The sequence below is a fragment of the Pandoraea pneumonica genome (assembly GCF_902459645.1).
GTDB lineage: Bacteria > Pseudomonadota > Gammaproteobacteria > Burkholderiales > Burkholderiaceae > Pandoraea > Pandoraea pneumonica.
Window position 1 is genome coordinate 1,050,262 of record NZ_CABPSK010000002.1, and the last position, 11,851, is coordinate 1,062,112.

Annotated in this window: 14 protein-coding genes; 9 read left to right on the plus strand and 5 right to left on the minus strand. The window is 63.0% G+C overall.

The genetic code is table 11. The features are described from left to right. Nucleotides 1-127 precede the first annotated feature (127 nt). Both PPN31114_RS13895 and PPN31114_RS13900 read left to right on the plus strand, forming a co-directional pair. Nucleotides 128-1,036, plus strand: coding sequence for a LysR substrate-binding domain-containing protein (locus tag PPN31114_RS13895; RefSeq protein WP_150680047.1), 909 nt, complete (start codon nt 128-130; stop codon nt 1,034-1,036). 72 nt (nt 1,037-1,108) lie between these two features. Further along, nucleotides 1,109-1,570, plus strand: a complete 462-nt coding sequence (locus tag PPN31114_RS13900; RefSeq protein WP_150680048.1) for a GNAT family N-acetyltransferase — start codon at nt 1,109-1,111, stop codon at nt 1,568-1,570. A 9-nt stretch (nt 1,571-1,579) separates the two neighbouring features. Here PPN31114_RS13900 and PPN31114_RS13905 read toward each other — a convergent pair whose 3' ends face one another. Beyond that, nucleotides 1,580-2,452 carry a LysR family transcriptional regulator gene (locus PPN31114_RS13905; RefSeq protein ID WP_150680049.1) on the minus strand — a complete coding sequence of 291 codons (873 nt, stop codon included), beginning with the start codon at nt 2,450-2,452 and terminating at the stop codon, nt 1,580-1,582. A 163-nt stretch (nt 2,453-2,615) separates the two neighbouring features. Between PPN31114_RS13905 and PPN31114_RS13910 the strand changes: the two genes are divergently transcribed. From PPN31114_RS13910 to PPN31114_RS13935, 6 genes are read left to right on the plus strand one after another with little or no spacing between them, the layout of a single operon-like run. Continuing rightward, a complete protein-coding gene (locus PPN31114_RS13910) occupies nt 2,616-3,467 on the plus strand; it encodes a substrate-binding domain-containing protein (RefSeq protein WP_150680050.1) in 852 nt (283 codons plus the stop codon). 11 nt (nt 3,468-3,478) lie between these two features. Further along, nucleotides 3,479-4,159 carry an amino acid ABC transporter permease gene (locus PPN31114_RS13915; RefSeq protein WP_150680051.1) on the plus strand — a complete coding sequence of 227 codons (681 nt, stop codon included), beginning with the start codon at nt 3,479-3,481 and terminating at the stop codon, nt 4,157-4,159. Beyond that, entirely contained in the window at nt 4,149-4,811 is a 663-nt protein-coding gene (locus tag PPN31114_RS13920; RefSeq protein ID WP_150680052.1) for an amino acid ABC transporter permease, read from the plus strand. Before PPN31114_RS13915 ends, PPN31114_RS13920 begins: the two co-directional genes overlap by 11 nt. 45 nt (nt 4,812-4,856) lie before the next feature. Continuing rightward, on the plus strand, nt 4,857-5,828 hold the full coding sequence (locus PPN31114_RS13925; protein WP_150680053.1) for an agmatinase: 972 nt from the start codon (nt 4,857-4,859) through the stop codon (nt 5,826-5,828). Nucleotides 5,829-5,854: 26 nt separating this feature from the next. Beyond that, nucleotides 5,855-6,583, plus strand: coding sequence for an amino acid ABC transporter ATP-binding protein (locus tag PPN31114_RS13930; protein ID WP_150680425.1), 729 nt, complete (start codon nt 5,855-5,857; stop codon nt 6,581-6,583). Between the two features lie 6 nt (nt 6,584-6,589). Further along, nucleotides 6,590-6,997: a RidA family protein gene (locus tag PPN31114_RS13935; protein WP_150680054.1), complete on the plus strand. Its 408-nt coding sequence runs from the start codon at nt 6,590-6,592 to the stop codon at nt 6,995-6,997. Here PPN31114_RS13935 and PPN31114_RS13940 read toward each other — a convergent pair. The 3 genes from PPN31114_RS13940 to PPN31114_RS13950 are packed head-to-tail and all read right to left on the minus strand — an operon-like array spanning nt 6,994 to nt 10,004. Then, nucleotides 6,994-7,314 carry an AtuA-related protein gene (locus PPN31114_RS13940; protein ID WP_150680055.1) on the minus strand — a complete coding sequence of 107 codons (321 nt, stop codon included), beginning with the start codon at nt 7,312-7,314 and terminating at the stop codon, nt 6,994-6,996. The genes PPN31114_RS13935 and PPN31114_RS13940 overlap by 4 nt on opposite strands. A 1-nt stretch (nt 7,315) precedes the next feature. Beyond that, entirely contained in the window at nt 7,316-8,674 is a 1,359-nt protein-coding gene (locus PPN31114_RS13945) for an acyclic terpene utilization AtuA family protein (RefSeq protein ID WP_150680056.1), read from the minus strand. A 31-nt stretch (nt 8,675-8,705) separates the two neighbouring features. Next, nucleotides 8,706-10,004, minus strand: a complete 1,299-nt coding sequence (locus PPN31114_RS13950; RefSeq protein WP_150680057.1) for a CitMHS family transporter — start codon at nt 10,002-10,004, stop codon at nt 8,706-8,708. Nucleotides 10,005-10,103: 99 nt separating this feature from the next. Between PPN31114_RS13950 and PPN31114_RS13955 the strand changes: the two genes are divergently transcribed. Then, nucleotides 10,104-10,997, plus strand: coding sequence for a LysR family transcriptional regulator (locus tag PPN31114_RS13955; RefSeq protein ID WP_150680058.1), 894 nt, complete (start codon nt 10,104-10,106; stop codon nt 10,995-10,997). A 34-nt stretch (nt 10,998-11,031) separates the two neighbouring features. Here the strand turns inward: PPN31114_RS13955 and PPN31114_RS13960 are convergent, their stop codons facing one another. Next, the gene (locus PPN31114_RS13960; RefSeq protein WP_150680059.1) at nt 11,032-11,586 is read right to left on the minus strand and encodes a hypothetical protein; all 555 of its coding nucleotides are present in this window, start codon (nt 11,584-11,586) and stop codon (nt 11,032-11,034) included. Between the last annotated feature and the right edge of the window lie 265 nt (nt 11,587-11,851).

The window sequence follows — 11,851 nt, forward strand, 5'->3', positions numbered from 1 at the left end:
AGTCATTGCCGGGCGGCGGCGAAGTTATTAGGTTCAACCTAATGAAATGCACCGTGACGTCGCAAAGGCGGGCGCGGTAGCATGGCGGTCAGCCCATGCCAACGCCTGTCTCAACATCGAGGACTCCGTGGAACTTCGGCACTTTCGCTACTTCGTGACGCTTGCCCAGACGCTGCACTTCGGCCGCGCGGCGCAAGCGTTGGACATTGCCGCGCCCACGCTGACGGTGCAGATTCAGGACATCGAGCGGGATCTTGGCGTGCAGCTTTTCGTGCGCAGTCGTCGCGATGTGCGACTCACCCCGGCGGGCGAGATGTTCTTGCAGGAGGCGCTGCTGGTCCTCGCGCAGGCGGAGCGCGCGGTACTCGCGGGCCAGCGCGCAGGGCGTGGCGAGACGGGGCGGGTGGAAGTCGGCTACATCGGCTCGGCCGTGTTTTCAGGCGTGTTGCAGTCACAACTCGCGACCTTTCGGCAGGCATGGCCCGGGGTCATCGTGAATGCGCGCGAGGTGCCGCAAGGCGAATTGCCGATGATGCTTGCGGAGAATCGCATCGACATCGCATTGCTGCGCATGCCGATGAATCTGCATACCCGTCACCGTGCGCACGTCCTGTTTCGCGATAGTTTTTGCGTGGCGTTGCCTGCGGGCCATGCACTTGCGGCGCAGGCGGGCGCTATCGATGCCGATGCGCTGGAGAACGAGCGCTTCATCGTGCCGGAACAGCCGCTTGGCACGTACGAAGTGGCGCGCCGTGGCGGCTTCACCCCGGCGGGCGGTTCGACGCCGGGCTCGCTTATCGCGGTACTCACGCAGGTAACGCTAGGCGAAGGCGTGGCCATCGTGCCAGACGTACTCGTGGGCACGACGGCGATTCCCGGTGTGATCTTCAAGCCGTTGGCCGGGCCGCCGATCCACTCCGAGATCGCTGCCGTTTTCCGCAGCTTCGAGCCGTCGCTGGCGGTCACGCGCCTGATCGCGCAGATCACGCAGACGCCTGCGGTCACCTCGTATGCGCTGTTCGATCAGGCGGGGTGAGTCGCGATTGTCATATCGCGGAAGTATCGTGCAGGTCCCTAATTCACGCCGCAAGTCTCGTTTCGACCCCTCATGCCATCCTCTACCCTCGTTCGCATTGCCGCGCCCTCTGATCGTAGCGCGCTTCAGTCGCTTTATCGTCAGTTGGTCGACGACGACAGGGTGAGCGTCACGCAAGCGCAGATTCAGGCGTTGGCGGACGACAGTCGCGCGCGGCTCTTCGTTGCCGAGGTGGATGGCGCGGTGCGCGGAACGGTCATCGTGACGATCTGCCCAGATGCCATGTATGCCGACCAGCCGTTTGCCGTGGTCGAGAACATCGTCGTGGACACACAATGCCGCGGAAGCGGTGTGGGTTACGCGTTGTTGCGCGAGGTGGAGCAATTCTGTCTGGCGAAAAACTGCTCGAAGATGATGCTGCTCAGTTCGGCGTCGCGCGCCGATGCTCATCAATTCTTCGAGCGTTCTGGCTTTCGCGGCGACATCAAGCGCGGGTTCGTTAAGTACCGCCGTCAGTTTGCGCAGCCGCGCTGAGGTGTCATCTCATTCGTCGGGATGAAACCGGGCGAGCAGCTCTAGAAACAAGTCCAGTGCACGCGTGCGAGGCCGCGACGTTTCGGTGATGGCGCTGATGGTGTTCTCGTACTCCGGCCCGGCGGGCACCCGCGCAAGCGCATGGCGCTTGGAAAATAGGGCCGCGTAGTACTGCGGCAGCAACCCGACGTAATGCCCGGACAGCACCAGCATCGCAACCGCCTCCAGCCCCGAAGCCGCCGGACCGCGCTCGAGGCCCAGTGTGTTGAGCGCCTCATGCACGAACGGCTGCGAGCGATAGACCAGCGGCAACGACTTCGCGTCTTGCAGGCGATGGCGGGCGACGAAAAGCTGATGCCGTTCGATGAAGAGTCGCTGGTAGTTGAATCCGGCTTCACGCCGGTACATTCCCCGAATCGCAATTTGCACCCGGCGCTCGCGCAATGCGAGATCGAGTTCGTTGAAGGTCATTACCGTCAACTCGACCTTCACGTCCGGGGCTTGCGCCTTGAACTCGGCCAGCGCTTCCGGGATATGGCAACCGACGTCGGACACGATGTGCTCGACCATGCCGATCGACAGCGTGCCGGACAGCACGCCACGCACCGCGTCGATCTCGGGCCGAATCCGTTCCAACGACTTGAGCGCATCGCGCGCCAACTCCAACGCCACCTTCCCCGCGTGCGTCAGCACGAAGCCCGACGGCCCGCGCTCGCAGAGCCGCGCGCCCAGCGTCTCCTCCACGTCGCGGATATGACGGCTGATCGACGCCTTCGACATGTTCAGTTGCTTTTCCGCCGCCGCGAAGCCGCTCGCCTGTGCCACCGCGCAGAAGATGCGCAATGAGCGCAAATCCCGTTCGTTGAAGTCCCGTCCGGCCATGCGTCGGCTCCTGTACGCGTGAATAAGCGAACGTTGTTGCTCGCTTCAAAAGGTTTCGTTTTTTGAAACCATACCAATAAAAAAATCATTTTTCATGATCTTTTTGCCCGCATACAGTCGATCGCAGGACATCTGATAACACCCCCAAAACGCGAGGCACGCTATGAAGACCTTCTCCAGACGAACCTTTATGAAGGCCACGCTGGCCTCGGGCGCTGTGTTGGCGCTGCCGACGCTGGCGTTTGCCGAAGGCGGCACACTGGCCGATATCAAGAAGCGCGGCAAGCTCACTGTCGGCACCGAAGCCGCTTACGAGCCGTTCGAATATGTCGAGAACGGTCAGGTCGTGGGGTACGGTCACGACGTGCTCGAACTGATGGCCGCGAAGCTCGGTGTGAAGCTCGAACAGATGAACCTGCCGTTCCAAGGCCTGCTGCCCGGCCTGATGTCGCACAAGTTCGACTTCGTGGCGACGAGCGTGGGCATCACGCCCGAGCGCGCCAAACGTTTCGCGTTCAGTCAGCCGGTGGGCGTCGTGCGCTCGGTGCTGATGGTGCGCGCCGACGACGCCTCGATCAAACGCGACATGGATATCGGCGGCAAGACCGTGGGCACGCAAATGGGCTCGTCGTCGCAACCGGTCGCGGACGAGTTCGAAAAAGAATTGAAAGAGAAGACGGGCAAGGGCTACGCGGGGACCAAGCTGTTTCAGGCGTATCCCGACGTGTCGAACGCGCTGGCGAACAAAACGGTGGACGTGGCGCTGATGCCGTCGAACATCGCCGCCGTGCAGATGCGCAAGCAGCCCAATGCATTCCGCATCGCAGGCGCGATCGGCCAGCCGAAATTGCTCGCGTGGGTGGCTAACCCCAACGATCTCGAAATTCGCAAGTTCATCAACGACTCGTTCGACGAATTCCGCGCGAACGGAAAACTCGCTGCATTGCAGAAGAAGTGGTTCGGCGCGCCGATGGAAACGCCGCACGAAAACTATCTGCCTGCGGGCGCGATCTGACGGCCGCCGCCATGTGGGAAGGGTTCGATAAAAGCGGGGTCATTGCGCCGTTTCTCGAGGGCGTGGTGTCGGGCACGGCGGTGACCATCGGCGCATCGGCGCTCGCCTTCGTGATCGGTATGGCGCTCGGCATCGTGCTGCTCATTGCACGTATTGCGCCGTTCGCGCCGGTGCGCTCGTTCGTGGTGTTGTGGGTGAGTCTGATCCGTGGCACGCCAGCGCTGATTCACATGCTGATCGCGTACTACATGGTGCCCGCGATGCTCGACATCTCGATCTCGCCGATCACGGCCGGGGTTGCGGCGCTCGCTTGCAACACGAGTGCTTACATCGTCGAGATTCTGCGCGGGGCGCTCGGCACCATTTCGCCGGGACAACGCGCCGCCGCCTACGCGCTGGGCATGCGCGCGCCGTATGTCTGGCGGCATGTGCTGCTGCCACAGGTGATCTATCGGGCGATTCCGCCGCTCACGAGCGAGTTCACGATTCTGCTCAAGGCGTCGTCGCTGATGTCGATCATCGCGGTGCCGGAACTGGCGACCGTGGCTCGCAACGCAACCCTGCAAACCGATTTGCCGTTGCAGGTGTTTGCGGTGACCGCTGCCGTGTACTTCGTCATTCTGTTTTGTATCTCGGCCGCATCGCGACTGTGCGAGCGCCGGGTGTCGAGGATGCTGCCCCATGGTCATTGATTTCGGAATCGTCAAAGACGCCGTACCGGTCTTGTTCGAAGGGCTGCGCGTGAGTGCACTGGTCAGTGCGATCGGTATTCCTCTGGGCATTCTGATCGGCATTGTGGCGGCCTACGCCACGCAGTCGCGCTCGCTATTGAAGCCCGTGGCACTCGCCTATGTCGAACTGGTGCGCAACATCCCGTACTTGATCCTCGTCTACCTGTCGTTCTTCGGTTTGCCCAAGCTGGGTGTCGGGGCATCGGCCATGACGGTGGCCGTGGGATGCACGGCGTTCTACACCGGCGGCTACTTCTGCGAAATTCTGCGCGCGGCATTGCGCAGCGTGGCGCGCGGGCAGACCCATGCGGCGCTCTCGCTCGGCATGACGTACTGGCAGACACAGCGTCACATCATCGCGCCGCAGTTGTTCGGTTTTCTCGTGCCGCCGACCACCAGCCTCGTGATCATGATGTTCAAAGACTCTGCCATCTTCTCGGTGATGAGCCTGCCGGAGATGACCTACCAGAGCAATTTGCTCACCGCCAATACCTTTGCCTACGTCGAAGTGCTCGGCACCACGGCGTTGCTTTACTGGGCCAGCAGCGTGGTGCTGGCCAGCGTCGGGCGGCGTCTTGAGACGGTGATCGGGCGACGCGCCCGGCACGTTTGATCTCTCGTCGCCCCCTCTCGAATATCACCACCCAAGGACAACACGATGACTACCTATACCGTTGCGCCGCGCGTCGGCCACCCGACACTGCTGTATTCGGAGCTCGATCTCGATATCGACAATCTGAAGGCCGATATCGCCGTGCTCGGCATGCCGTATGGCGCGCCGTATGCGGCGTCCGACTTCAGTAACGATCAAACGAATGCGCCGTCGGCGATTCGTCAAGCGACGGACCGTGTGGCGCGCAAGCCGGATCACTACGACTTCGATATCGATGGCCCGTTGCTGCAAGGCCGTACCGATATCCGCTTTGTCGACTGCGGCGACATCATCCCCGACTTGACGAAGCCCGGCGAACACTACGCACGTGCCGAAGCCGCTGTGCGAAAGATTGCGGCGGGCGGCGCCATGCCGATCGTGCTCGGCGGCGACCACGGCATCACCACACCGGTGTTGCGCGGGCTCGATCAGAAGGGGCCCATCACGCTCGTGCACATCGACGCGCATCTGGACTGGCGCGACGAAGTGAACGGCGTGCGCGAGGGGCTGTCCAGCCCGATCCGCCGCGCGTCGGAAATGGCGCACGTGGATCGCATCATTCAAATTGGTCTGCGCGCTCAGGGCAGCGGACGTGAAGCCGAACTCGTGGCGGCGCGCGCGTATGGCGCGGACTTGGTCACGGCGTACGAGTTGCACGACATCGGCATGGATGCCGTGCTCGACCGCATTCCGGACGGCGGTAACTACTACCTCACCATCGATGCCGACGGCCTCGACCCGTCGACGATGCCAGCGGTCGCCGGGCCAGCGCCGGGTGGCGTGACCTTCGTGCAGGCGCGCAAGCTGATTCACGGTTTGGTACGCAAGGGCCGCGTGATCGGTATGGATATCGTGGAGATTCAGCCCGAGAAAGACGACGCCAATCTGATTTCGTGCGTGACGGCGGGGCGATTGATTCTGAACCTGATCGGCGCGTCGATTCGCGCAGGGTACTTCGACAAGCAGGTCGAAAAATGAGCGCGCCATCGACGGCCAACGCGCCGGTGATCGATATCCGGGGCATCGACAAGTGGTACGGCACGCATCACGTGCTCAAGCAATGCTCCACACAAGTGAGTAAGGGCGAGATCGTGGTGGTCTGCGGGCCGTCGGGCTCAGGCAAGTCGACGCTGATCAAAACGGTCAACGCGCTGGAGCCGATTCAGAAGGGCGACATCGTGGTCGACGGGCTGTCGTTGATGGCGAAGACGACGCAGTTGCCCAAACTGCGCAGCAAGGTCGGCATGGTGTTTCAGCACTTCGAGCTGTTTCCGCATCTCGACCTGACACGCAACCTCACTCTGGCCCAGCAGATCGTGTTGGGGCGCGACGCCGGTGCGGCGCGCGCCAAGGCCCGGGCACTGCTCGATCGGGTTGGGCTGTCGGCCCATGCGCACAAGTACCCGGGGCAGTTGTCGGGCGGTCAGCAGCAGCGCGTGGCGATTGCGCGCGCGTTGTCGATGGACCCGAAAGCGATGTTGTTCGACGAACCGACGTCGGCGCTCGACCCCGAAATGGTCAACGAAGTCCTCGACGTGATGGTGGAACTCGCCCGCGACGGCATGACGATGATGGTGGTCACGCACGAAATGGGCTTCGCGCGGCGGGTGGCGCATCGGGTGGTCTTCATGGAAGACGGCGCCATTGTCGAAGATTGCCCCACCGGCGCGTTCTTTCAGGACACCGCTAACCCGGCGGTCAAACGCTTCCTCTCGAAAATTCTGACGCACTGATACCACATGACGCACACTCGAATCCGCAAATTCAACACCCGCGAAACGTATCCGGAGCAAAAGCTCGACAACGATCTTTGCCAGGCGGTCGTCGCGGGCAACACGATTTATCTGCGCGGCCAGATCGGTCAGGATCTGGACACGCGCGAGTCCGTCGGCATTGGCGATGTCTCGGCGCAAACCGAGAAGGCGATGGCAAACGTTGCGATGCTGCTGGAAGAATGCGGCAGCAAGCTCGAAGACATTTGCAAGGTCACCGTCTATATCGTCGACCCGCGCTACCGTGAGGCTGTTTATAACGTGATGGGCCGGTGGCTCAAGGGCGTGTTCCCTGTCTCCACCGGCATCGTCGTGCAGGCACTGGCGCGCCCGGAATGGCTGGTGGAAATCGACGTGACGGCGGTCAAGCCTTAAGGCGACGGCGGCAAGTCGGGTACGTCGATACCCATCAACGCCGAACTCAGCGATTTGCCGTGGGCGTCAAGCGCGAGCGAGCGTGTGACGCCTCCGCCTAACGCGTTGCCAAGCACGAAGTTGAATGCGGCCAGGCGCGGCAACTCGTAGCGAACCACCTCCCCACGGACGACGTCGCTCAGGAATGCCTTCACGTATTCCGGGGTCAAGGTCGTGCGCAGGTGCTCATAGTGGCGAGCGTCGTAGCAGATGACGGAGATGTTCAGCGTATTGCCTTTGTCGCCGGTGCGCGAATGCGCGAGTTCACGTAGTTTCATTTCAGGCCTCGACAAAGGTGAACGCCGGGGTGGCATGTTCGCGCGGCAGCAGTACCGATTGCACGGCGAGTACCTCTCGTGTCGATTTGGTCACGCCGCCACCGCCCGCCGGACCATTCGTGTACAGCGTTTCGACTTCGTTGCCGATGCGCACGGCCTCGTCTGCCGACGCAGTACGCCCCGCAACCCGAACCCGAACCTCGTAGGGATCGGCATGCTGCGCGCCCAACGTTTCGCCATGCAGCGCGTTCACGCCGATCAGGTCGAAGCGCAACTCGCTAGTCTGCACGCCCGTCATCGCTAGGCGTTCGCGCACGATGTCGAGCGCCAGTCGTGCACGCGCGACGGCGCCGGGCCCGGCGTACGAAATCTGCCCTTCACCGATGTAGCCATCAACATACCCGACGGACACCTTCAGCGTGCCGGTGCGCGGCGTGCCAAGCCCGCCCGTGACGCGCACACGATCCGTGGCGTCATCGGCCACGACAACCTCGGAGAAGTCGGCGACCACGTCGGGTTGCAGATAGCGCTGCGGATTGTGAATTTCGTAAAGCAGCTGTTCCTTGCAGGTCGCGGGTGTGACGCGCCCGCCCGAGCCCGCCACTTTGGTGATTACGACCGCACCGTCGGCCGACACTTCGCCAATGGGGAAGCCAAGCCGCGCAAGATCAGCAACATCCTTCGCGCCCGGGTCTGCGAAATAGCCGCCGGTCACCTGTCCTGCGCACTCGAGCAAATGGCCAACGACGGTTGCCTGACCGAGCGTGCGCCAGTCGTCCATCGACCAGCCGAAGGCGTGAATCAGCGGCGCGGCGAAGAGCGAAGGGTCGGCTACGCGGCCGGTCAGGACGATATCCGCGCCGGCGGCGAGCGCATCGACGATGCCCGACGCCCCCAGATAGGCGTTGGCCGACACGATGCGCTCGCGGTACGCCGCGACCGGCTCGCCCGATTCTTCGAAACGCAGATCGCTGTGCAATACGACATTGAGCACGTCGTCGCCGGTGACGGCGGCAATTTTCACGTGATCGAGCCCAAGCGAGCGGGCGATTTGTGCCGTCTTCTGGGCGGCAGCGACCGGATTGGCCGCGCCCATGTTCGAGATGATGCGCACGCCGTTGCGAATCGCAGCGGGCAGTACCGCGCGCATGCGCGCTTCGAGCAATGGGTCGTAGCCGAGTTGCGGGTCACGGCGGCGCGCTTGTTGCGCGATGGCAATCGTGCGCTCGGCGAGGCATTCGAAGACGAGATAGTCGAGCGCGCCGTGTTCCGCGAGTTCGACGGCCGGTTCGATCCGGTCGCCGGAGTACCCCGCGCCCGCGCCGATCCGGACGCGGCGAGTGTCTTGATGGGCTGTCATGCGAATGGCATCCGGTAAGTGAGGCTGAGAACTAGAAAACGCCGAGGACGACGGCCGCGATCGTCATCACGATCGACGCACCGAACAGCAACGGGAACGTGAATTTCTGATGGTCGGCGAGATCGATGCCGCACAGGCCAACCACGAGGAACGTGGCGGGGGTGAGCGGGCTCACCGGGAAGCCCGTCGTCATCTGACCGAGCAGGGCGGCTTGACCGACTTGCACCGCCGGCACGCCGAGTTGTCCGGCGACTTCCGCAATGACAGGCAAGACGCCGAAATAGAACGAGTCGGGATCGAACAACATGCTCAGCGGCATGGAGAGGAAACCGAGCGCGACGGGAATATGCCCAGCCATTTCCGGCGGCACGAAGCCGACGGCGGCCTGCGCCATCGCTTTGAGCATGCCGCTGCCTTGCATGATGCCGGTAAAGACCCCAGCAGCAAGCAACACCCCGGCCATCATCAGGGCAGCGCGCGCATGGGCATCGATGCGCTTGCGCTGCATGTCGACGTTCGGATAGTTCACCATCAGCGCGATACACAGCCCGACCATGAACATGATCGCGGGCGGAATCTTCTCGCCCATGACGACCATGGTGCCGAGCACGATCAGCGTGAGCACGATGTTGAACCAGAAGTTTTTCGGGCGGCGCAGCGCCTGTTCTTCCGGCGTGAGCTCGCGTTTCGGCATCGGCACCGATGTGCCGCCGCCGGTCAGGCCGAGACGCTTTTCTTCCCGACGGCCCAGCCAATACGCCATGCCGAACACGAACACCAGACCCACGGCCTGCACCGGGATCAACGGATTGAACAGGCTCGACACCGGCAAATGGAGTGAGGCCGACGCGCGAATCATCGGGCCGGTCCACGGCAGGAAGTTGATGCCTGCGGCCATCGACACCGCCGCCGCCAGCACGCGGCGATCCATCCCCAAGCGGTCGTAGAGCGGCAGCATCGCCGGAATGGTGACGAGGAAGCAAACCGCGCCGGAGCCGTCGAGGTGGATCAGCAGCGCGAGCAACGTCGTCCCGACGACGATGCGGCTCGGGCGGGTGCCTACCGCGCGCAAAATGCGGTCGATGATCGGATCGAGCGTGCCCGCGTCGGTGATCGTGCCGAAATAGAGAATCGCGAAGACGAACATGCCCACGACCGGGGCCAGACTCTTGAGCCCGTCGATCACGAACTTGCTGGTCTGAAACCCGAACCCGCCGATGAGTGAGGCCGCAATCGGCACGATGATGAGTGCGACGAGCGGCGACATCCGCTTCGAGAGAATCGCGCCGAGCAGCACGACGATGGTCGCCAGCCCCAGTAATGGCAGCATGAGCTTGTCTCCAATATTGTCTTTTAATGCGATGGAGCGTAAGTTCGGCACTGTGATAAATCAATTGAAATGATTTGATTGCAGTCATTACAAACCATAATGGATCTGAACCTCCGAGACATACGCGCTTTCATCGCCGTGGCGCAGACCGGCAGCTTCACGCGAGCGGCGACGCGGCTGCACTTGTCGCAACCGGCGTTGACGGTGCAAATCCGGCGGCTTGAGGAGACGGTGGGCGTGCGGCTTTTCGATCGCAACAGCCGCAACGTGGCACTCACGCCGACCGGCCGCGACCTGCTTCCGTTGCTGCAAAAATCGCTGCTCGATATGGAGCAGGTGCTGGTCGACGCGCGCTCGCTAGGCGACGGTTCGACGGGGACGGTACGCATTGCCTGCTTGCCCACGTTCGCGGCGAGCGTGCTGCCGGAGTTGATTCAGGAAGTGAAGGCCGTGGTGCCCCGTGCCGGATTCCACGTGCGCGATGCGGTCGCTGGGATGGTGAATACGCTCGTGCGTAATGAAGAGGTCGATATCGGCCTGACGGGCGGCGATCTGACCGACCCCGTATTCGAAGTGCTGCATGCGGGCGGCGATCGACTGGTCGCGGTGCTGCCGCAGCAGCATCCGCTGGCGCGACGAAGGCGTCTTACGCTAGCCGACCTTGCCAAAGAGCCGCTGGTCTTAACGTCGCCTGGCACGAGTGTGCGCGCCGTGGTCGATAGCGCGCTCGCCAATGCGGGCCATACGCCGGAGATTGCCTGCGAGGCGACCTACATGATGACGGCGGTGGCGATGGTGCGCGCTGGGCTCGGCGTGACGATTCTGCCCGCGTCCGCGCGCGAGGTGCGGGCCGAGCCCGACTTGCGCGTCAAGGCGATTGACGATCCCGCGTTCCTGCGCCCCATCGCGTTGATCAAGAAACGCGGGCGCACGCTGCCGCCGGTGGCGGACACCTTTGTCTCGATGCTGATCGAACGGTTATCACCAACCTGAGCGGCGGGGCGTGGCGGCGTAGGAGGCTCGCGTTTTAGAAGCGTCGTCGCACGTAGACCGTTGCCCCGGTATCGTGCGAGCGGAACAAGGCAACCCGTGCGCTGGCCGAGACGGTCCAGTCATCGGTGCGCACTTGCAAGCCGCGCGTGGGGTTCGAGCCGAGCTTCGAATCTTCGTTGTTCCACTGCACGATGGAGACCTGCGCGACCGAAGACGGCAGCCCATGGAGCAGGCCCGCATTGGCCTGTTCGGCCGTCTGTCCCAGCGGCCCCAGCGGTCCCGTGCTTGCGGGCGGGCTTGCCGAGAGATGCCGCACGTCGTACTCGGGCTGCACAACGTACGCGCTGCCGACCGTCTCCTCAACGCGCGCTACCGATGGCGCGTAAGGAAACAACGCAGGGCCTTGGTTGGCAACCGCTGGTGGTGGCTGTTGCGGCGTGGTTTCGAAATGGTGGAGATAACGGCGAGGCTCGGGGGCCATCGCAGCGGTCTCCGGCAGGGTAGGGGCAATGTTGGCCATCATCATCCCTTCGGATGAGTCGGTACCGGGGCCGCCCGCAAATGCGAAGCCGCCGAGCGATAGAAGCATTGCGCCGACAATCGTTTCGTTTAGGCACGTCATGGACATGCCTCCCCTGGAGCGGTTGAAACGTCATGTGAGGGCCCCGCCTCTCCGGGCTGACCGCCCTTGCGGGCGAGCGTCCAGATGCTTACTTGTCGTCAGTGCTGATCAATGCTGATCGTGTGGACTGCACGTACAAATTGTAGTCAGCCAATTGCGCTTCGCCACCCCAATTTGTGCTGATCGGGTGGTGCCGATACAAGCGCCCACGCCGCGAGGCCCGCAGCGTCAG